Source organism: Candidatus Hepatobacter penaei, from assembly GCF_000742475.1.
In the GTDB taxonomy this organism is placed as follows: domain Bacteria; phylum Pseudomonadota; class Alphaproteobacteria; order Holosporales; family Hepatobacteraceae; genus Hepatobacter; species Hepatobacter penaei.
Genome location: NZ_JQAJ01000001.1, coordinates 90,291 through 110,752, shown reverse-complemented (window position 1 = coordinate 110,752; position 20,462 = coordinate 90,291). Strand labels below are relative to the sequence as shown.

Here is a 20,462-nt window from a genome sequence, read left to right as displayed (position 1 = left end):
CGTTGCCCTTGATCCATACCCTATCCACACCCCGATCCATAACTCTTATTCATACGCTTATCCATAGGTTTTGATATAATTTTTACGTTTTGACAAAAAAGCTTGACATAAAATGTTTTTTATTTACGATAAAATATATCTATTTGTTTTTGTGGTGTTTTTTGGTCCGTGTGTTGGTGAGGTTAGCGTGGTATGTGGGTGGCTTTGGTGAAGCTATGTATGTGAAGTGTTTGTGTGGAATCGTGTAGTTAAGTGATAACTGTGGAGTCGTGTGTGTTCAGTGTGACGAGGGCATGTGTGTTGGGTGTGTGAGATGTGTTTGGGTGTGTGGGGGATGGTAAGATAAACGGCATGTGTCGCGGCATGAGGCCTCACGGGGGGTGAAAAAGCTGGCGAAAATCTCGCCCCTCGGCATGCACGCGGCACAGGCCATACACGCAAACAAAAAAGAGGCAGCATGTGAAAGGCAGCCAACCGGTGCACAGCCCAAACGGCCCTTCGTGGCGCCGACCCGTCGCCCTGAACCCCTTGTGTCACAATGAAAAGATCATAAATAGCGTGAGGTCACCATGACAATCATGACAACCCTTTCCCTAACATACAAACCCAGCGCCTCCATGAACAGCCTAGGCAGGATAAAGATCATGGCCTTGTTTGTCTCCTTTTTGCTGATCGTCGTGTGGACCTCTTCTTTCTTATCCGCCATGGACCCTGATGATAGCCCTTCCCCGCACAAGGCTTTACCAAAATCACCGCCGTTCACCCCAACGCCTGCACAACAAGATGTCATGGCGTATATCAAGAAGAATATGAACACAGGTGATGTATCAGCCACAGACGCCCGCACCCAACGCAACCGTCACCTCCACACGACGATTGACGAACTGTATCCTTTGAGTTTTACCGTCACCTATAAGAAGGAGGGGAAGGTTGGCATCCTGAGCAGTTGTCGGTCCTGTGACACCTATGCGTTGTTACGCGGACATTTTGATGATGGCTTTTTGCAAATAGAAGCTGTGCCCGAAGCTGGGATCCGCACATTGCCTGAAGCCATAGAACATCTTATTACATGGAGAGGGTCACCCGACTCTTCGTCTACCCGTTGGCGTTGTGACATAAAAATTCATATAGGGGAAGACACCCTATCTCCCAGCAACCTGACGTTATCTTCCCCTCTGGTCATGAATCTTGGGATCCGTGAGATTGATCTTTATAAAGGCTTTCCCACGTTTGGTGAGATGCCTCACCTTGAAACCGTGACCTTTTTATCCTGGAGGTCTAACGTCATGTGGTTGCCCCTCAGCCTGGCGCCCGCACACGATCATCTGCCTCACTTACGGGCTATTTCCTGTTTTGGGGGTGATGATTATCTCCCTAAGCCCTATCTCTGGGCTCCCAAAGGTCTTGTATGCGAAGATCGTGTGATGATGGAGCCGCCCTTGTTTCAATATAGCCACCTTCCTGACCAGGTGGGCTGGGCTGACTATGTGCCACGACCCGGAAAGCTTTGGGGGGGAGATTGTGTCTATGTGCCGCACGAAAAGCAACCAAAACCTGACGCTCCTGTTGCCTCACCTGTCGCCAAAAAATTTTCCATGTTCACCCTGGACCGTCACACCGCCGCGCGCTTATCTGAAGAATATAAGATGCCCACAACGTTTGAAGCCTATCGCCTCACTGTGACTCAACGATCTGAACAGAAGCCCACAAAAGACAAGGAGAAACAAAGCCAGGAGGAAAGCAAGGAGGCGGCCAATTCCCAAGACGCCATCCTTGCTCTGCTAAAAAATGACCTCATCGACCCTACAAAAAAAGTCCTCACCGACTCTATGTATAACTATCTCCTTGAACAGTTGGGCATTACGGCAGACATCATAAAAAAAGGTGACCCAACCGCACAACAAAACGTGAAAGATTATTTTGAGGCCCCTGCAAAGTATCATTCTCACACAGCTGAGGATAGGTTCATGCACAAGGTGTTGTCCGCTTATCTTCCCCTTGAGATGTGGTGGAATATCTTTGGGTTTCTGGAGCAAGAGCCCCTGATGGTGTGGCGTTTGGCCAAGCGTTACCCAGCCTTTGCCCCCTACTGCCAAAACATTTTGCGCGCTGCAGAGCCATGCCTGCCCAGGGTGATCCTGAAAGATATCTATGAGGAACAGCAAAGAGACTTTTGCGATGACGGAGGTAGCCTACCATCTGACGATGTGCCCACCTTCTCAGATGACGATGATGAGGACAGCATAACATTTAACAGTGTGCCCCCAGAACATGCCTTTTCAACCATCATCGATGGGTTCCATCATGTCTCGTGGCTTGCGCTTCATGGTAACCTTCAGGTGAAATCCACCATTGCTGTGACAGAATCTTTTTCTGCCCCTTCAGAAGCAAGCAAAGAGGCACAGGAAAAGGCACAGTTTTATGCATTGACGGTGCGTTGGGAGCCTGACGGTAAAGCGCCTTGGGGGGCCTTTACTGCGGGTCCTTTTTATGTGAAACAACCACACGCTTCAAAAGACCAAGAGGCCCCTTCCTCAACGTTTGTCTACGGCGAGCCAATACGCCTCCATACTGTGGAAGAAGACGATGCGAAGGCTTTTCTTATCCACACCCTCAACATCCTGGCGTGTGAAGAGCTCAATGCCTATAAAGAGGCTATCACCCACCCTGAACAGAAGAGCTGACCGCACAGAAAATGAGAAACACGCGTGCCAGAAAACGCACACACTACGAACGCAGAATAGCAAGAAAATATGGCGGAGAGAGAGGGATTCGAACCCTCGATACGGAGAAAATCCGTATAACGGTTTAGCAAACCGCCGCCTTCAGCCACTCGGCCACCTCTCCCCTGTGGGCACAGACCACCTATCTCTGGTGGGCGTAATAGGATTTGAACCTATGACCCCTACGATGTCAACGTAGTGCTCTCCCCCTGAGCTATACGCCCGCCCTCTCTTTCTGCCACACGCCTTCAAAAGACTCAAGCCCTGAGACCGGATTTTTTGCCAAGGATGGACGCGCATGCCTTGCAGCCGCACCACCCGCCCGCGAAAGGACCGCGTTAATAATGAATGCCGCGATCCATGGCCGCCAAGAGCGATTCATGAAGCGTTTCTGACAAGGTGGGGTGCGGGAACACCGTGTGCAAGACCTCGGCCTCGGTGAGCTCCCCTGTCATGGCCAGGGCGATGTTTGAAATCAGCTCGGTCACCCCGGGCCCAATCATGTGGGCGCCCACAATCTCACCCGTTTTTTCATCCACAAGGGTTTTGATGCCACCATCCCCTGCCCCCATGGCCAAGGCTTTGCCGTTCGCTTGAAAAGGGAACAGGCCCACCTTCACCTGATGGCCGGCCGCCTTGGCCTCGGCTTCGGTAAGGCCCACGCTGGCAATTTGAGGCGCACTGTATACACACGCCGGGATCGCCCGCACGTTCATCTTATGGGGTCGTTGGCCAGCAATAGCTTCTGCGCACAAGATGCCTTCATGGCTGGCCTTATGGGCCAACCACGGCCCCGCCGTGACATCCCCAATAGCATAAAGGCCCGGCACACAAGTTTGACAATCGGGGCCCACCGCCACGCGGCCATGCTCAAACGTCACCCCCAGATCTTCAAGACCTAGGTTTTCGGTATTGGCGCGCACACCCAGCGCCAGCAATACGGCTGAAGCCTTGAGGGTCTTTTTATTGTCTAATGTCACCACACACCCGTCTGCTTCTGTCTTCACAGAGGTGAAACGCCGCCCCAATTGGCACGCAATCTTGCGCTTTTTAAAGGCTTTGAGCAACGATTCAGAAATAAACGCATCGGCAGAAGGCAAGAGGTGCGATTGCGCCTCCACTACCGTCACCTGAGCGCCGAGATGTGCATAAAAACTGGCAAATTCAAGACCAATGGCGCCAGAACCCACCACAACCAACGATGGGGGACACTGTTTTTGCACCATGGCTTCTTTCGAGGTCCACACATGCTGTCCATCCACGTCTATAGACGGGGGCACCACAGGACGCCCGCCCGACGCCACAATCACATGTTTGGCCTTGAGGATCTTTTTGCCTGCCACTGTTACCTCAAACAGGTCCTGTTTTTTCCCTACAAGGCTGGCGGTGCCAGACATCACCTCCACCTCATGCTTTTTGAGCAAAAAACTCACCCCCTTGGACAACTGCTCAGACACGCGGCGTGAGCGGGCCACCATCGCCTCAAAATCAAACGTCACATCCCCAGCAGAGACCCCAAAATCAGCCAGATGCTGTGCCTGATGATAGACCTCGGCAGAGGTGAGTAAAGATTTGGTAGGAATACATCCCCAATTAAGGCACACGCCGCCCAAATGCTCCTTTTCCACCACCAGCACTGACAGCCCCAACTGAGCCGCACGAATGGCGGCCACATAACCACCAGGCCCGCCTCCTATGACAATGACATCTTTTATCATAACGCGCGAAATCACCCGCTTAACATTTATTTCTTAGTGAACTGTAGACAAAAAAACATGAAATGCCTATAAAGTTAGTAGTTATTGTGGGGTAAAAATTTTGATTTCATGACGCTTCCTCCCCAGCATATTGCCTTTATCATCGACGGCAACGGGCGCTGGGCCCTCAACAAACGCCTTTCTCGTGTTGTAGGTCACAAGCACGGCGCCGTCACAGTTAAGAAAATCATTGAGGCCTGCCGCAAGCGCCACATTCCCTATATTACGGTTTATGCCTTTTCATCGGAGAATTGGAAACGGCCCGTGAACGAGGTGAACCACCTCATGAATCTGTTTGAGCATTACTTGGAAAAAGAGCAAGAAGATATGCTGAAGCAGGATATTCGTCTTAAGGTGATTGGCGACAGAGAGCGGCTGCCGCCTCGCCTCATTCAGCGCATTGAACATGTGGAGCAGGCCTCGCAAAACAGCCAATCCATGACCGTGCACGTGGCCTTTAACTATGGCGGGCGAGCTGAAATTGTGCGCGCTACCCAAAACATAGCCGCCCAAGTGAAACGGGGCGACCTGGCGCTTGATGATATCACCGAAGAAAAGCTGACCCAGCACCTCTATACCCACGGCGCGCCAGATCCAGACCTTTTGATTCGCACCAGTGGAGAGCAACGCTTGAGCAATTATTTGCTTTGGCAACTGGCCTATACTGAGTTCTTCTTTTTAGATAAACATTGGCCTGATTTTACAGAGCAGGATCTAGACTTGGCCATTTTCTCGTTCCAAAAACGTCATCGGCGTTTTGGTAAAGCGGCCTAACCCTTATGACGAACGCCACAGGGGCTTATGGCACCGACCTCAAGCATCGGGTGCTGTCTGTGGCCGTGATGCTGGCGCTGTGTGTCCCCATCATCTATTATGGCGGCGTGTTTTTGTTGGGCCTGATTGCGGTGCTGTGGGTGGGTCTTTGTTGGGAGGTGATCAAGCAACCCATGTCAAAAGGACGCGCTGTCCACACAGTTGCGCTGTTGATTCTGGTCCAGACCCTGGCGTTTTGCGTGTATCTCACCCTGTTCGCCGCGCCCTCTTATTTGTTCTTTCTTTTTTTTCTGTCCACATTGTGGATCACAGACAGCGCAGCCTATATAGGGGGAAAATGGATCGGTGGCCCCCGCCTGGCGCCTTATATCAGCCCCAACAAAACATGGAGCGGCTTTGTCTCAGGCCTTGTGACGGGCCAGATGTGGGGCGTGGGGTTTTTGATGCTTGCCGCCCACCTCCAAGGGATCAATCTTTTGATCGGGCTTGTGCTTCCCATTGTGGCCTCGTTGAGCGACCTGGGTCAGTCATGGGCCAAACGCACGTTGGGCATCAAAGACACCAGCAACCTCATCCCCGGCCATGGCGGCCTGTGGGATCGTTTGGATAGCACGCTGGGCACCCTGCTCTTTTTTGAGGGGGTGTATATGCTCTTTCCTCAAGCCTGGCGTTGCTTTATCGCAAGCTTTGCTGGCGCGGGCTGAGGTTGGACCCAAAAACCTGAGACCATGTGCCCGCTTGGGCATGGGACACAAAAGCGGATTCCGCCAACGTCACTTCTTCCCCGGTCGCTCGGTTTGTCACACACACCTGTTGTTGAGACGTCACCACAGCCTGGTAAGGCAGCCCCAAAAGATCCATGTCCTTTTTCTTCACAAGGGGCTCCACGGCGCGATCATCATAAAGCACATCCACGCCGGCCTTTCTCAAATGCGCATACACCGCATCACTGGGCACACGGAGATTTTCATCCATCACCATCAATGACAACGCAAAAGGGGCAAAACAGTCAGGCCACACAATCCCTCGCGCGTCATGAAAAAGGCCGATAAGCCCGGCAAGTAAAGCCGACAAATTGATGGCATAGCTTCCCATGAATACGGGCAAAGAGGCTTTATCATCATGATCAACGCACGCACCCAAGGCGTTCGATATCGATGTCCCCCACAAGGTGATATGCCCCACCTGGACGCCGCGACCACGCACAAAAGTACGCGATGAGGACGACGTATGGGTGGACGCATCTGCAACCTGGGCCTCATACAAGGTGCCCTGCCTCAACGCATCGTGCATAGCCTCGTCTTCATACACGACATCCAGCGACCCCTCAGGAGTCAGTAACACCACCTGGTGAGCACGGGGATTCTCTGGATCCGGCACCAGCACAGCTGATGCGCCCATGCGCTGAAAAACATTCGCATAACTGCCCACTACCCGCCGACGTGACTGGTGCATCCCTTTTTCATCGGCATCAAAAGAACAACCATCTGCCGTGATAAAATCGCGAGAGCGCAACATACCTGGGCCTGGGGTCTCCCGATCTGCAAATTTCCACTGAAGTTGAAAAAAGTATTGAGGAAGCTGTGAGGCGCGCTGAATGTGCGCCTTGAAAAAATCTGTCAACGCCTCTTCACTTATGGGGCTGCACACACATCCTTCACCCTTGCGATCCATCCATGTCACCAGCTCAGGGCCATAAGAGATGGCGCGCCCGCTCGCCTGCCACAAGCGTAAAGGCTGAACCATGGTCATCATAACCTCAAGCCCACCAATGGCTTCTTGGGCCTCACGCACAAGGGTGGATACCTTTTTCAACGCCTTAAGGCCCATGGGCGACCATGCATAGATGCCTGTGGACAAGGGATGGATCATGGAAAGACGACGCATCCACGCATAAGAGGTTTCCCCCGTTAATGAAGGATCATCACATGTATGCCAGAAATAGTTTGTTAACCGCACAACGACCTTTTTGCCAATAATAAAGTTAAACATTGACTATAATCTATTAAACCATGTGGTGAATAGAGTGTATGATAAAAAATAACTTGTTTCTTTTATTTAATGACTCTCTTAATTCTTGCTGTTGATCAGCATCACATACCTCTTTACCAGGGGTCTCTCACCTAGGGTGCGCAGAAAAGGCATTTTTTCAAAGCTTTTTTTAGAAAAGTTTTCCCGCACGAGGTGCTGAAGCTTGACAACCCACAGATAAGCTTTCATGGTCAACACTATGTTGAGGCGTTCTGGATTTTTTGTTAGCTGCGTGGTGGGCATGCTTCTTGTGTCTGGATGCCAGAATAAGGAAGTGCCCTATTCAGATCGTTCCCTCTACACCATTTACATGGCAGGCGTTGATAAACTTGAAAAAGAGAGATTCGTGCAATCGGCGGATGAGTTTGCTCAAGTTGAACAGCAATACCCCTATTCAAGTTGGGCGCCCAAGGCCCAGCTGATGGCGGGCTATGCTCTTTATGAGGGCAAAAAATACACGCGCGCCATTGGCACGTTTGAGAATTTTCTCTATCTCCACCCCTATCACCCTTATGCTGACTATGCCCACTATATGGTGGCCATGGGCTATTACCAGCAAATGGATAACATCAATCGCGACACACAAAGCAGCGAATATGCTCTTGAGGCCTTTACAACGGTGATGAACCGCTATCCCACCACCGCTTATGGCCTTGATGCCAAAAACAAACGAGAAAAAGCGTTCAACCACATGGCCGCCCACTATACTGCCACGGGGCGCTTTTATCAGCAGAACAAGCTTTTCATTGCGGCCATCAAGTCCTTTCAAAAGGTGCTTAACGATTTCCGCGGCTCTCGCTATGAGCCTGAGGCCACATACCGCATTTTAGAGTGTTCGCTCTCCTTAGGCTTGCCCCGAGAAGCCGAGCTGGCCCAGAAACACCTGGTTCGACATTTCCCTCAAAGCGTGTGGTGCACGCGCGGAAAAGAGGTGATGGCGGCGCGCCAGGCCCCTGCGACCTAAGCCATGAATCAGGGCCGTGCGCATGCGCAAGCACGCCTCAAACACCTCGATCAAGAGCTGTCAAAACATAATGACCTTTATTATAACCAAGACGCCCCCATCATTGATGATGCCACCTATGACGCCCTCAAGGCAGAGCGAGAAGCGTTGCTGAAAGCCTGGCCTGACCTTGCCGCATCCAGCACTCTGACTTCGGTCGGCCACAAGCCCACAAGCCCTTTTGAACGCGTCTTACACCGCGCGCCGCTCTATTCTTTGGATAACGTCTTTCAGCCAGACGACGTTATACACTTTATGGGCAAGATGGAACGTTTTTTGGGGGTCTCCGAGCCCCTTACGCTGGTGGCCGAACCCAAAATGGATGGCCTATCCATTGCCCTTGTTTACGAAAACGGAAAGCTCACACAGGCGGCCACACGGGGCGATGGGAAATGGGGGGAAAACATCACCGAAGGCGCGCGCGTCTTGTCCAGCATTCCCCATGATTTAGGTACATCGGCGCCACCCCTCATAGAAATCCGAGGCGAAGTCTATCTTGACAAACAGATGTTCCTTATGCTCAATCAGCAGCGAGAAGCGGCAGAGCTGCCTCCTTTTGTCAATCCACGCAACGCTGCCGCCGGCTCGATGCGCCAATTAGACCCTGACGTCACAAAATCGCGAAACCTGTCCTTTCGTCCCCACGGATTTTTTACACCATCGCCTTGGGTGACCCACTATGACGAGGGTATACGCCACCTCAACACATGGGGCTTTACCACAAATCAGATAACGCTGTGCCAAAGCTCTGAGGATGTGAACCACTATCACCAAGCCATGGAGAAAGAGCGTTCACACCTCGATTTTGATATTGACGGTACGGTGTACAAGGTGAATGACCTGGCGTTATGCCAAAGGCTGGGGCACAGCCACAAAGCACCACGTTTTGCCTTTGCCTACAAATTTGATCCCGAAACGGCCCTGAGCCGCCTTGTGCACATCGACCTTCAGGTGGGACGCCTGGGCACCCTCACGCCTGTGGCGCATCTTGAACCTGTCAATGTGGGAGGTGTGCTGGTGACGCGTGCGTCGCTGCACAATGAAGATGAATTAAGGCGAAAAGATATCCGCATAGGCGACACGGTATCGATTCACCGCGCCGGAGACGTGATTCCCCAGGTCACAGGCGTGCTTCTTGATGATCGCCCCCCAGGCACAACCCCTTTTGTGTTTCCACACGCCTGTCCTGTGTGTGGCGCCCCTGTTATCCGCAAGGAAGGTATGAGTGCCAGCCGATGCACGGGCGGCCTTGCTTGCAAAGCGCAAGCCATGGCGCGCCTCAGACATTTTGTGTCACGTGATGGGTTTGATATTGCTGGTTGTGGCGACAAAAATATCGCCTTTTTCTGGGAAGGTGGATGGGTCACATCCCCTGCTGATTTTTTTACGCTAGGTGCACGCAATGCCCAAAAAACAGAACCCCTGGAGACCCAGCCTGGCTGGGGCCCCTTATCCGTCAACAATTTGTTACGCGCCATCGACGCGCGGCGCCACATCTCACTTAACCGTTTTCTTTATAGCCTGGGCATTCCTCAGGTGGGCGTGGTATCGGCCCGTGTGTTGGCAGAAACATACCTCACCCTTGACGCTTTTTGGAGCGCCCTTGAGCAAGCCACCAATCGCGAAAGCCAGGCTTTTCATGACCTGCAAGCCATTCACAGCATCGGCCCCCTTGTGGCGCAAGAAATCATTCATTTTTTTCAAGACCCCACCACCCAGCAAAGTGTGAAGGATATCTGTGCCCACATCACCATCACGCCTACTGCCCCACCTTCGTCTCAAGAAAAGCCTCTCTCGGGCAAAAGTTTTGTCTTCACCGGCACGTTGTCTCAACTGACACGGCAAGAAGCCAAAGCGCGCACAGAAAGCCAGGGCGGCAAGGTGCTGACAAGCCTATCGAGCAAAACAGACTTTCTTGTGGCGGGCACGAGCCCGGGCAGCAAAATCAACAAAGCACAAGCCTTAGGCGTTGACGTGTTGGATGAACCTGCCTTTTTGGCACTCTTAGACGCCCAGCCGTTTGGAAACCCACCATAAAAGCCACACGTGTGCCGCGCCCCACAGAAAGATTGAGGGCATCGCCTTTACGAAAAAGGCTTGGCTTTTCCCGCAGAGTTTCTTACCCTCATACCTAATGGGAGATAGTTTAACGGTAGAACGCCCGGCTCTGGACCGCGTAGTCCTGGTTCGAATCCAGGTCTCCCAGCCACTGTCTTCTGTGCCAACAGCCCCTTTCAGGTCTTTCAAGAGGCAACAAGTCTCAAATCGCCTATCTGGGGCGAACAGACAGCTGCGCCGATAAGGGCACAACATGACCTCCCGCCTTATGAACGCGCATGGGCAGATGTGCGAGACGCTCCATATCACCGCGCGTGACCAGAATGGCAATCACAACAGATTTCTTTTTCCTCACCAATTTTGCCAAAAAAGCGGGTGTCACCCTCTGACACCCATCAAGAAAGACGTGAGACGTGATGACATACAGCCCGCACTCTCGACCCAAACGCTCTGCACAACTGAAGGGTGTGGCTAACGTATCTAAGAAAAAAAGGGCATGCTGACAACAATAATCAAAAAGCCGCCCCATAGCCTGCTCATTTTTTGTGAATGCGGTACCGTTGGTGTGGGTAATGCCAATCACCCGAAAAGCACGCACACGATCCATATAACGCGCTATATCTTCACAAGAGCTTTGGGCGCTTAAAAACTGTTGATCCTGAATGCGACCCTCTGATTCTAGCGGCACATCCAACAACACCTCATGCCCTGTTTTATAAAAACGCTGACACAAAAAATCAGCATGATACGTCCCAAAAGGCACTGCCACAGCAAACTCGCGCGGAATGTGCACAAGCGATTCTTTTACCAGCTTTTTGTCTTGACCTAACCCAAAAATCACAAAGCTCACAAAAGGACCCTTGCCTTTTAAGGGCGCAATGTGCCCATGCTCACCCAGTTTACCGCCCTCATGACAAGAGGCATATTTTTTGGACTCTGGTTTTGCCACCACAGATACATTCAGCGCAGGAGCTTGGTGCACCACATCCTCACGAAAGGCGTCCTCCCCCTTTTTCTCTCCCTCAAACAACCACAAAGCTGACATGAGAAACGTCAAGCATATGCCCACCACCACGCCCAACACAACAGGCCGCGTGATGGGGCGGAAGATACGTTTCAAAAACTCAAGAAAGGGCAGCATGATCAAAGAGTGTTACAGCAAAAGTCAAAAGGCCAAAAGTTATGTTTCAGAAAACCCTGCACCACGCCAGTCAACACCGTGACAATCAAAACCCAAGCAATCATCGTTTATGGAACATTTTTATCCATGTTGTCAATTTCTTTTTCTTGCACCTGTCTGTGCGCTCCAGGCGTGAGTCTGCCAAGAGAAACACCCCCATAACGCGTTCTGATAAGACGCCGCACTTCACACCCCCAAAAACCCAGGATTTTGCGAATTTCCCGATTTTTTCCTTCGTAGAGGGTGATGGCACACTGATGATCTTGCGCCCTTGTGTTGCGCAATGGCTGAATAGAGCATGGTGCATAGTGCACCCCCTTGATGGTGAGGCCTGCGCGCGCCTGGGCACACATGTCAGGTGTGAGCCCCCCCCGATAATGCACATGATACACACGAGCAATCCTGTGACGCGGCAGCTCTAAAAAACGCTTGAAAGCCCCATCATTAGTGAGCAACAACAACCCTTCTGATTCTTGATCCAAGCGCCCCACAGTTTTGAGACCTTTTCCCGCCCCTTTAAACACATCAAACACAGAAGGCCTGTGAAAATCATCATGATGGGTTGTCAGCACCCCACGCGGTTTATAAAAGGCCCACACACGCCTGGCCGGTTTTGCTGAAGGAACAGGTGCACCATCCATCACAATGTGGTCTGCCTCGCTCACCTGCATGGCAGGGTCAAAAACACACACATCATTGAGGCACACGCCGCGCTCTTGAATCCACCGGTCCAAAAAGCGGCGCGAGCCCATGCCACGCTCAGCTAAATATTTGACGAGTCGCACCTTGCGCCACACTCCTACCTTTGTGGGACCTTGAAACAAAAACCCCTTGCGCGTTGTGATGATTTTTTAAAAAACGACCCACCCCTCTTGTGCAGGCCCCGCATCTCTCCTAATATATCCTCTTATCTTAATGGGTAGCAAGGGGGAGAGATATGCCTAAGATTCCCATGACGCAACGGGGCTACAAACAGCTGACGCAAGAATTGAGTCGCCTCAAAAGCACAGACAGGCCTGATGTCATTGCCGCCATTGCCGATGCCAGGCGCCATGGTGATCTCTCTGAAAACGCAGAATATGCGGCGGCCAAAGAAAAACAGCGCGTGATTGAGCGGCGCATCAGTGAACTTGAGCAAAAAATTGCTGATGCTGACGTTGTGCATGTGCGCGCCCCGGCGGATAATTCGGTGGTCTTTGGTGCGTGTGTGACCCTTTTTGACGAGGCAAGCGAGCGCGAGCTTTCCTATCAAATTATTGGCGAAGACGAAGCCGACATCAAAAATGGCTTTTTGTCCATTGAATCACCCTTGGCGCGCGGCCTTTTAGGAAAAAAACAGGGTGAATCCATTGAAATCACCTCTCCTGGCGGCACGAAAGAGTATGAAATTCTCAGCATCTCTTATGACATTGCCCAAGGTAAAGCAGCGCCTGTTTCACGCTAGGCCCCATTCATGCTCGTAACACCGCCGCTCAACAAAAGCTCGTCCCACATAAGGTGTTGCGATGACGGGACCACACATGTTGGCCCCATCTTAGCATAGGTTAGCCTACACCCCTTGGTCGGGGTGAGAGGATTTGAACCTCCGACACCCTGCTCCCAAAGCAGGTGCGCTACCAGGCTGCGCTACACCCCGACCCTTCTCAAGTAACATAAAAAAAAACTTATTTCTATGTTATTGTTAATAATTATTTACGGATGTGCTTTGACAAGACACACAGACCACTGACAACAAATGCCGAGCATAATCATACATATGGGACATAATCTCAAATAAACACAGGCAAACAAAAGGCAATTATTGGCTGCACCCCCCCCTAAAGAGTTGACCTGACCTCTATCACATCCATCACCCTCCCTTGTTGCATGCGAGCTGGCTTTGCTTGACGCGCGCGCAAAAAACCCGATAAAGTGCACGGTATGAATGCTTGCCCACACACCAACGATCTCCCCTTCATCACCTTTCAAGGCGCTATCGCCACGTTGAATGCGTTTTGGGCAAATCAGGGGTGTGCGCTGTTGCCATCTTATGATATCGAGATGGGTGCCGGCACCTTTCACCCTGAAACGGTCTTTCGGTGTTTGGGGGCCACCCCGTTTTATGGCGCCTTCGTGCAACCCTCACGCAGGCCCACAGACGGGCGATTTGGCCTTCATCCTAACCGCGTCTATCGGCACCACCAATTTCAGGTGCTTCTCAAGCCGTCACCTGCCAACGTGCAAGACCTTATGCTGCAAAGCTTTGAAGCCCTGGGTCTTGACATGGCTATGCACGATATTCGCTTTGTGGAAGATAACTGGAAAAGCCCCACGCTGGGCGCCGCTGGTCTTGGATGGGAAGTGTGGTGTGACGGGATGGAAATCCTCCAATTCACCTATTTCCAACAAATGGGAGGGATCCCCCTCAAACCTATTACGGCAGAACTCGTCTATGGCCTTGAACGTTTGATGATGTTTTTACAACATAAAGACTGCGTCTATGATTTGTTGTGGCAGCGCATGCCAGACGGCACGTCCCTTACCTATGGCGATGTGTACCAAGAGGCCGAAGCTATGCTGTCGTCTTATAACTTCCACGAAGCCAATGTCTGTGACCTGACGACGCGCTTTTCCATGGCGGTGAAAGAGTCCAAACACCTGTCGTCCCGAGAAATGCCCCTGCCGGCCTATGAACGCTGTGTACATGCAAGCCATATTTTTAATCTTCTCGATGCGCGAGGGGCGCTCAGTGACAAAGAGCGTGTTTCTTATATACAAGAGGTACGACACTGCGCTGAACAAAGCATCCACGCGTGGCAAAACCGAGCTTCTGCCCCCCTTTCATGAGCTCTTCGCTTTTGAGGAAACACATCCCAGCGCACACCCATTGTTTGGATTTTTTATAAAAATAAATCAAAATAAGATCGCTTTTTTGTAAAATTTATATAAAATAACCACAATCCATGAAGTAAAATCACAATGAATACCTTATGTTTTATTTGTTAGCCACCTTTGTGGCCTGTCTATCTTTGTGCTCACCCACGTCCCATGCCGGCATGTTTGATCTGGCAATCCTGGCACCCAAAGATCTTGTGTCCACCCAACGACGGGTCTTATCTGGGCATGCCGAACGCCAACGTATTATACTCGACGTGCCACAACAAGCACCACGCATCTTTTTATGCAAAATCAATGTCAATGATGAGCAGGTAGAAAGCCTCGCCGGTGACTTAAGCTACGCCATCGGTGAATATGTCAAATGCACGCAAGGCATGGCTCTCCAAGCCATCATGCAAAAAAATCTTTCCTATAAAGGGGACACCCTTTTCTGGGAAGCTCACCTGACACCTGACAATCTTTTGGATCAGCTCAATAGACGCCTCTATTGCACGATTCATGCTTATGACCCTTTCCATCAGAAACCAGCCTTATTCCAAACGAATATCCTTGTGGCGCGGCATGTGAGAAAAACGAATGGCCAGATGTTTTCATCTCAAGATATGAACATGCTTGTTAATATGTTTACCCTTCCCTCCCTCACCTGGCGCCCACACACCCTGGCGCTGTCATCGTTTCCCGCCACACAAGCACAGAAAGAATACCTCTTCCCATTGGTGTCTAGCCCGGTTTCTTCTCCTTCCATTCCAAGCTCGGTGGCCCTTCGTTTGCCTTCGCCGCAAGGTTTTCCTGCCTCCCTGAAGCGCCACCGTCACCCTGCCGGTAGCCCTCAAAAAGAGACGATGCCTATGACGCCTGCACATAGCCCCACGTCTTCAGACACAGCCCTCTTTATCCCCTTTTTTTCACGCATGAACATAAACCCCTCCTTTCAACTGCAGCCCCCACCAAGAAAGCCTGTTAATCAACCCGCCCCACAAAACGCTTGCCCTGGGCCCCTAACGCCCCCTTACGATCCCCCACCTTATCAAAATCCTTTGCCACAAAGTCCCTTACAGCATTTTCCCTCACAGCAGGTGCCAGCACAGCAGGAACCGTTACCACAAGGGTTTGTGCCTCAAGACCTCTTACCACAAGATTCCTTACCACACGGGGCCCCAGAAATATCTATACCTCCGCTTCCCATGCCCCCAAACATGTGACAGCATGATTGCATCGTGGCTCAGAACGCGCTAACAATAGAGAGGTCAATCGTTAGAGATTCAGGTGGAGAGACGCTGTGGGTGATGTGGTGTTTGAGCTGTTGACAGAAGAGATGCCCGCCCGCGCGCTTAAGGGTGCACAAAAACAGCTTCAAGACCTGCTCCACAAAAAGCTCACACAGGCAGGCCTTGGCTATCAAGACCTCACCACCTTTGCCACACCGCGCCGCTTGGGAGCTCATATCCACACCCTTGACGCTGTGGTGAAACCTGAAACCCTCACCATGAAAGGGCCGCGCATTGATGCACCTGACGTGGCTCTTCAAGGGTTTTTAACCAAGGCGGGCACCACAAAAGCGCAATTGACACAAGAAACCTCCCCCAAGGGCACCTTTTGGACAGCCACCATCACCACCCCTGCACAAAACACACCCGACATGTTACCGGGGTTGCTTTTGGCGATTATCCAAGAATTTTCTTGGCCCGCGCGCATGTTCTGGGGGCAAGGCATCATGTCATGGGTGCGCCCGGTACGCAGAATCCTTTTGTTGTGGGATCAGCGCCCCTTGGCCATGGAGGTTAATTTTGACGGCACCCCCCTTATCAGCAGCCATCTCACAGAAGGTCATCGCTTTTTGGGGCGCGGGCCTTTTGAGGTGGATTCTTTTGCCACCTACCAACGCACTTTGCGTGAACACTATGTGATGGTGTGCACACAAGAACGACGTGCATCTATTTTATCCCAAGTGCAACCCTTGTTGGCTGCAAAAAGGCTTGAGTTGGCGCCTCACGATCTGGGCGAAGGCGGACTGCTTGATGAAGTCCAAAACTTGGTCGAATGGCCTCATGTGCTGCTGGGACGGATTCACGACGATGTGATGTGCCTTCCCGACAGTGTGCTGGCCACCACCATGCGTGTTCATCAGCGATGTTTCCCGACCTACACCTCTGACGGCGTGATTCAACCATTTTTCGTGGCCGTGGCCAACACCCACACCCCCGATGACGGACAAACCATCACCCAAGGCTTTGAGCGCGTGATCCAGGCCCGCCTTAAGGATGCGTTGTTTTTATATGAGCAAGATACCCAAACGCCCCTTAAGGCCCAGCGAGACAAACTCAAGCAGCGCCTTTTTTTCAAAGGGTTAGGCACCCTTTATCAAAAAACAGAGCGCCTTGACACCTTAGCCGGCACTGTGCTGCCCACCTCAACGCACCTCAAGCAAGCTGCCGCCCTTTCGAAAGCAGATCTTGCCACGCTGATGGTGGAAGAATTTTCCGAGCTTCAAGGATCCATGGGCGGCCATTATGCTTCGCGCGAAGGGTTATCCCCTGCCGTGTGCAAGGCCATTGAAGGCCAATACCAAAACCCTGCACAGAAAGAAAACATGAGTCAAGAAGCGCGTTATTTAGGGCTGATAGATCGCCTTGATAGCCTCTATGGCTTTTTCGCACTTGGCCATAAACCCACCGGGTCTAAGGATCCCTTAGCCCTCAAACGCATGGGCAACACCATCCTTGATATCTTGGCCTCCCTCCCCTTTGTGGACATAGACACGCTTTTGACCTCTGTGGCCGCATTATGGAAAGACCACGGGGTGTCTTGTGACCACCCTCAGGTGAGGGAAGATCTCGCCCTCTTTTTTAAAGAACGGTTGTCGTTTTTCTTCAAGCATCACGGCTATCCCAGCCCCCTGATCACCTTTATAGAGGGCGCCACCCTTTATGCCCCACTGGACCTTCAGGGCCGCTGCGCCTATGGAGCCTGGTTATGGCGCTTGTGGCAGCGCCCGGCCTTTCAAGGGATCATCCACGCCATGAGCCGCGCCACCAAGATTCTTGACAAATCAGCGCCTCCTTTATCAAAACCCCCTTCATCAACGCCAGAAGCTTTGCAAAACAACCATGAGCTTCCTGACACATCCTTGTTTACAGCCCCTGAAGAGCACGCGCTGTGGGACCAAATCGAAGCGCTGCACAACCAGCTCACAAAGCCTGCCATGCCTGTCGCGCCAGCGACGTTTGAGGAGCCCCTCTTTAGCCTTAGCGCCTCTATTGACAAGTTTTTTGAAGCTGTCATGGTAAATGCAGATGACCCATGTTTACGAGATAATAGGATCAAACTCCTTGCACTCCTCCATCACCTCACCCGACAATTTGGCCCGTGGGATGTCCTCTAGCACCCACGATTGGATCACCACCCTTGATGAACCGTCTGAAGGCGGTTTTCTAGAACAGCGCCAACGCTTGGGCGGCAAAGGCGCGGGCCTTAAGGAAATGGTGGCGCTGGGCCTGCCGGTGCCTCCGGGCATCATTCTCACCACTCGCCTGTGTAACTGGTTTTATGACCACAAGAAAACCCTGCCTGAGGCCTTTGATGAACTGCTGGCCTCTCATCTGATGCATCTTGAAAAACATATGGGCAAAGCCTTGGGCAATGCGCACGATCCCTTGCTGCTTTCGGTACGCTCAGGCGCGCGGGCGTCGATGCCGGGCATGATGGACACCATTTTGAACCTGGGGCTAAACGACCAAACGGTGCAGGGCTTAGCTGAAAAAACCCACAATCCCCGGTTTGCCTTTGACAGCTATCGTCGGTTTATTCAAATGTACAGCCACGTGGTGTTGGGGTTAAACCTCGAGCCTTTTGAGGCCATTTTAGAGCACTATAAAAAAGCCCGTCACGCGGCTCAAGATAGCGATCTTCCGCAAGAAGACCTTATGGCCATGACAGAGCGTTTTAAGGACCACGTACATCAAATCACGGGCGCGCCCTTTCCGCAAGACACCCACACCCAACTTAAGCAAGCCATCATTGCCGTGCTAAACAGCTGGATGAACAAACGCGCCATCACCTACCGCCAGCTTTATCACATCCCTGAAAGCTGGGGCACCGCAGTGATTATTCAAGCCATGGTTTTTGGCAATCTTGGCGACCACTCAGGCACCGGCGTGGCCTTCAGCCGCAACCCGTCTACAGGCGAAAAATCTTTTTTTGGGGAATATCTGCTCAACGCGCAAGGCGAAGACGTAGTGGCCGGTATCCGCACACCTGATCCCTTGACAAAGGCTCAAAAAAGAGAAGGGCAAATCTCTCTTGAGGAGGTGATGCCTGATGTGTTTGCAGAACTCAGCCGCATCAAAGATCACCTTGAGGCCCATTATAAAGATATGCAGGATATTGAGTTCACCATTGAAAACCACAAGCTCTGGATTTTACAAACCCGTGCCGGCAAACGCACGGCGCCGGCCTCCCTTAAGATTCATATCGACATGGTGCATGAAGGCCTCATCACCAAAGAGGAAGCCTTGCAACGCTTTGACCCCCTCACGCTGGATCAATTTTTACATCCTCAATTGGCCCCTGATCATGGCCTTGCAGCGCTAGGGCAAGGGTTGCCAGCCTCACCAGGGGCGGCGGTGGGGCGCATTGCACTCACGCCGGATGCGTGTCTCAAGTTTGCCGAACAGGGTGAGCCATGCATTTTGGTGCGCGATGAAACCAGCCCAGAAGACATCGACGGCATGGCCAAGGCCAAAGGTATTTTAACGGCGCGAGGCGGCATGACCAGCCACGCCGCGGTGGTGGCGCGCGGCATGGGAAAACCGTGCACCGTGGGCACGCCTGATCTTTACATCAATCTCGCCCAACACAAACTGTCATTGGGAGGTCACACGCTGAAAGAAGGCGATTTTCTCACCCTTGACGGCATGTCTGGCAACATCTTTGCTGGCGAAGGGGCGTTGCAGGTGGCCGCGCCGTCTGACAATTTTTCTACATTTATGACGTGGGCGGATCAAAACCGGCGCCTCTCTATCCGCGCCAATGCAGACACCCCTCATGATATTGAAACCGCCTTTTTCATGGGCGCTGAAGGCGTGGGGCTATGCCGCACAGAGCACATGTTTTTTGAAAGTCAGCGCATTTTGGCATTGAGAAAAATGATTCTCTCACCCGAATCTAATACACGCACGCAGGCGCTGGCTGATATTTTACCCATGCAGAAAAATGACTTTCTGGCCATGTTTAAGGCCCTTAAGGGTCACCCCATGACGGTGCGCCTTTTGGACCCACCTCTGCATGAATTCCTCCCCCATGGTGATGCAGAGATCGACCAACTGGCCCAGGCCTTGAGCATCCGCCCCCATAAAGTGCGCGCGCGCCTTTTGGAGTTGAAAGAAACCAACCCCATGCTTGGCAACCGCGGATGCCGGTTGGGGCTCACCATGCCAGAGGTATATGACATGCAAATACGGGCACTGGTAGAAGCGGGCGTTGAAGCGCAAGAAGACACCCCCGTCAACCTTGAGGTGATGATTCCTCTCATTTCCCTGGCTGGCGAGTTTCGTGTGCTGAAAAACCGCATTCATGAACACACGCAGCAGATCTTGACCACCCTGAACGCATCTTTTTCTTACAAGATCGGCACCATGATTGAGCTTCCGCGAGCCGCCCTGAAGGCAGATAAAATTGCGCGAGACGCTGATTTCATGAGCTTTGGCACCAACGACCTCACCCAGACCACCTTTGGCTTCTCCCGTGATGACGTCAACTCTTTTCTCCCCACTTACAGGCATCAAGGCATCCTTGAACGCGACCCGTTCACCTCTGTGGATCAATCCGGGGTGGGCGAATTGATTCGCATTGCGACCGAAAAAGCCCGACGCGTCAAACCCGCTATCAAGCTGGGTGTTTGTGGCGAACAGGGGGCTGACCCGCAATCGGTGGCCTTTTTTGAGCAACTTGATTTTGATTATATCTCGTGCTCGCCCTTTCGGGTGCCTGTGGCGCGCCTGTCTGCTGCCGCAGCCCGCGTCCGCCGCACAAGAAAGGCATTCTAACCACGCTCACCACAC

14 protein-coding genes and 4 tRNA genes are annotated in these 20,462 nt (G+C 52.1%); 11 read left to right on the top strand and 7 right to left on the bottom strand.

Going from position 1 to position 20,462, the window contains the following annotated elements; translation table 11 throughout:
* The first annotated feature begins 644 nt into the window (after window positions 1-644).
* Complete coding sequence (locus IG82_RS0100650; protein ID WP_156095274.1) at window positions 645-2,684, top strand: hypothetical protein; 2,040 nt, start codon at window positions 645-647, stop codon at window positions 2,682-2,684.
* 70 nt (window positions 2,685-2,754) lie between these two features.
* Here the strand turns inward: IG82_RS0100650 and IG82_RS0100645 are convergent.
* The 3 genes from IG82_RS0100645 to lpdA form a co-directional block, all read right to left on the bottom strand.
* Window positions 2,755-2,847: transfer RNA gene (locus IG82_RS0100645), tRNA-Ser, on the bottom strand.
* 25 nt (window positions 2,848-2,872) lie between these two features.
* A tRNA-Val gene (locus tag IG82_RS0100640) sits at window positions 2,873-2,947 on the bottom strand.
* A gap of 114 nt (window positions 2,948-3,061) precedes the next feature.
* Complete coding sequence (gene lpdA, locus IG82_RS0100635) at window positions 3,062-4,456, bottom strand: dihydrolipoyl dehydrogenase (RefSeq protein WP_332840767.1); 1,395 nt, start codon at window positions 4,454-4,456, stop codon at window positions 3,062-3,064.
* Window positions 4,457-4,549: 93 nt separating this feature from the next.
* Here lpdA and uppS point away from each other — a divergent pair, with 93 nt between their 5' ends.
* Both uppS and IG82_RS06795 read left to right on the top strand, forming a co-directional pair.
* A complete protein-coding gene (gene uppS / locus IG82_RS0100630) occupies window positions 4,550-5,254 on the top strand; it encodes an undecaprenyl pyrophosphate synthase (protein ID WP_031933768.1) in 705 nt (234 codons plus the stop codon).
* 5 nt (window positions 5,255-5,259) lie between these two features.
* Window positions 5,260-5,958: a phosphatidate cytidylyltransferase gene (locus tag IG82_RS06795; RefSeq protein ID WP_052545539.1), complete on the top strand. Its 699-nt coding sequence runs from the start codon at window positions 5,260-5,262 to the stop codon at window positions 5,956-5,958.
* Here the strand turns inward: IG82_RS06795 and IG82_RS0100620 are convergent.
* Complete coding sequence (locus IG82_RS0100620) at window positions 5,930-7,246, bottom strand: aminoacyl--tRNA ligase-related protein (RefSeq protein WP_031933766.1); 1,317 nt, start codon at window positions 7,244-7,246, stop codon at window positions 5,930-5,932. The two genes, IG82_RS06795 and IG82_RS0100620, sit on opposite strands and share 29 nt — an antisense overlap.
* A gap of 238 nt (window positions 7,247-7,484) precedes the next feature.
* Here IG82_RS0100620 and IG82_RS0100610 point away from each other — a divergent pair, with 238 nt between their 5' ends.
* The 3 genes from IG82_RS0100610 to IG82_RS0100600 all read left to right on the top strand — a co-directional run bounded on the left by IG82_RS0100610 (window position 7,485) and on the right by IG82_RS0100600 (window position 10,497).
* On the top strand, window positions 7,485-8,249 hold the full coding sequence (locus tag IG82_RS0100610; protein WP_172642843.1) for an outer membrane protein assembly factor BamD: 765 nt from the start codon (window positions 7,485-7,487) through the stop codon (window positions 8,247-8,249).
* Window positions 8,250-8,252: 3 nt separating this feature from the next.
* Entirely contained in the window at window positions 8,253-10,325 is a 2,073-nt protein-coding gene (gene ligA, locus IG82_RS0100605; RefSeq protein WP_031933763.1) for an NAD-dependent DNA ligase LigA, read from the top strand.
* Between the two features lie 98 nt (window positions 10,326-10,423).
* Window positions 10,424-10,497, top strand: a tRNA-Gln gene (locus IG82_RS0100600).
* 60 nt (window positions 10,498-10,557) lie between these two features.
* On the opposite strand, the gene IG82_RS0100595 is transcribed toward IG82_RS0100600, so the two are convergent.
* Together IG82_RS0100595 and IG82_RS0100590 are read right to left on the bottom strand one after the other, a co-directional pair.
* Entirely contained in the window at window positions 10,558-11,487 is a 930-nt protein-coding gene (locus IG82_RS0100595) for a divergent polysaccharide deacetylase family protein (protein ID WP_031933762.1), read from the bottom strand.
* A gap of 107 nt (window positions 11,488-11,594) precedes the next feature.
* Window positions 11,595-12,323 (bottom strand): pseudouridine synthase, encoded by a 729-nt coding sequence (locus IG82_RS0100590; RefSeq protein WP_031933761.1) that lies wholly within the window; start codon window positions 12,321-12,323, stop codon window positions 11,595-11,597.
* Between the two features lie 140 nt (window positions 12,324-12,463).
* Between IG82_RS0100590 and greA the strand changes: the two genes are divergently transcribed.
* Window positions 12,464-12,970 (top strand): transcription elongation factor GreA, encoded by a 507-nt coding sequence (gene greA, locus IG82_RS0100585; RefSeq protein ID WP_052545536.1) that lies wholly within the window; start codon window positions 12,464-12,466, stop codon window positions 12,968-12,970.
* 115 nt (window positions 12,971-13,085) lie between these two features.
* On the opposite strand, the gene IG82_RS0100580 is transcribed toward greA, so the two are convergent.
* Window positions 13,086-13,162 (bottom strand) — tRNA-Pro (locus IG82_RS0100580).
* Between the two features lie 284 nt (window positions 13,163-13,446).
* Here IG82_RS0100580 and IG82_RS0100575 point away from each other — a divergent pair.
* The 4 genes from IG82_RS0100575 to ppdK all read left to right on the top strand — a co-directional run bounded on the left by IG82_RS0100575 (window position 13,447) and on the right by ppdK (window position 20,447).
* Window positions 13,447-14,352, top strand: a complete 906-nt coding sequence (locus IG82_RS0100575) for a glycine--tRNA ligase subunit alpha (RefSeq protein ID WP_031933759.1) — start codon at window positions 13,447-13,449, stop codon at window positions 14,350-14,352.
* Between the two features lie 143 nt (window positions 14,353-14,495).
* A complete protein-coding gene (locus IG82_RS0100570; RefSeq protein ID WP_156095273.1) occupies window positions 14,496-15,605 on the top strand; it encodes a hypothetical protein in 1,110 nt (369 codons plus the stop codon).
* A gap of 77 nt (window positions 15,606-15,682) precedes the next feature.
* Window positions 15,683-17,785: a glycine--tRNA ligase subunit beta gene (gene glyS, locus IG82_RS0100565; RefSeq protein WP_031933757.1), complete on the top strand. Its 2,103-nt coding sequence runs from the start codon at window positions 15,683-15,685 to the stop codon at window positions 17,783-17,785.
* The gene (ppdK, locus tag IG82_RS0100560) at window positions 17,775-20,447 is read left to right on the top strand and encodes a pyruvate, phosphate dikinase (RefSeq protein ID WP_082192002.1); all 2,673 of its coding nucleotides are present in this window, start codon (window positions 17,775-17,777) and stop codon (window positions 20,445-20,447) included. Before glyS ends, ppdK begins: the two co-directional genes overlap by 11 nt.
* Window positions 20,448-20,462: the final 15 nt, after the last annotated feature.

Coding starts and splice junctions, on each gene's coding strand:
- IG82_RS0100650 (WP_156095274.1), top strand. CDS start 645: ATGGCCTTGTTTGTCTCCTTTTTGCTGATCGTCGTGTGGACCTCTTCT.
- uppS (WP_031933768.1), top strand. CDS start 4,550: ATGACGCTTCCTCCCCAGCATATTGCCTTTATCATCGACGGCAACGGG.
- IG82_RS06795 (WP_052545539.1), top strand. CDS start 5,260: ATGACGAACGCCACAGGGGCTTATGGCACCGACCTCAAGCATCGGGTG.
- IG82_RS0100620 (WP_031933766.1), bottom strand. CDS start 7,246: ATGTTTAACTTTATTATTGGCAAAAAGGTCGTTGTGCGGTTAACAAAC.
- IG82_RS0100610 (WP_172642843.1), top strand. CDS start 7,485: ATGTTGAGGCGTTCTGGATTTTTTGTTAGCTGCGTGGTGGGCATGCTT.
- ligA (WP_031933763.1), top strand. CDS start 8,253: ATGAATCAGGGCCGTGCGCATGCGCAAGCACGCCTCAAACACCTCGAT.
- IG82_RS0100595 (WP_031933762.1), bottom strand. CDS start 11,487: ATGCTGCCCTTTCTTGAGTTTTTGAAACGTATCTTCCGCCCCATCACG.
- greA (WP_052545536.1), top strand. CDS start 12,464: ATGCCTAAGATTCCCATGACGCAACGGGGCTACAAACAGCTGACGCAA.
- IG82_RS0100575 (WP_031933759.1), top strand. CDS start 13,447: ATGAATGCTTGCCCACACACCAACGATCTCCCCTTCATCACCTTTCAA.
- IG82_RS0100570 (WP_156095273.1), top strand. CDS start 14,496: ATGTTTTATTTGTTAGCCACCTTTGTGGCCTGTCTATCTTTGTGCTCA.
- ppdK (WP_082192002.1), top strand. CDS start 17,775: ATGTCCTCTAGCACCCACGATTGGATCACCACCCTTGATGAACCGTCT.